The 483-nt window shown below is 41.8% G+C and carries 1 protein-coding gene; it reads right to left on the minus strand.

Going from position 1 to position 483, the window contains the following annotated elements; genetic code table 11:
- Window positions 1-483: trehalose-6-phosphate synthase (locus A4R26_RS20350; RefSeq protein ID WP_207625792.1), on the minus strand; the 483-nt coding region annotated here is incomplete at both ends.

Below are 483 nucleotides of genomic sequence, written 5' to 3' on the forward strand. Positions count from 1 at the left end.
GAATGCTCTGTAAAAAATGCGATGCATAATCCATGGTATGAAAACCTATCATATCAGCTCCTAACAATCCCTTCAAATGTTCCTGTTGCCAGCTGCGGGGCAGCAACCTGAAAATTTCGTACGAAGGGAACGGTATATGTAAAAAGAAGCCGATAGTAAGCTCAGGCATTTCATTCCGCAACAATTGTGGCAGGGCAAGCAAATGGTAATCGTGGATCCAGACCGTATCGCCGGGAAGTAAATGTTTTAATAATGAATGAGCGAAGTGCTCATTTACCTGGCCATATTGCTCATAATGATCGGCATTATATTCGGCATAAGAAGGAAAATAATGAAATAATGGCCATAACAGGGAATTGGCGTGTCCGTTATAGTAACCACTGTATTGCGCGGGCTTTATGAAAACCGGTAAATAGGTAAAATTCGGATCGATGTTATTTTCTGCTTTTTCTGACCACGTATTTTTTGAACAACCGGGCACCC

It is taken from the genome of Niastella populi (assembly GCF_002078015.1).
Taxonomy (GTDB): domain Bacteria; phylum Bacteroidota; class Bacteroidia; order Chitinophagales; family Chitinophagaceae; genus Niastella; species Niastella populi.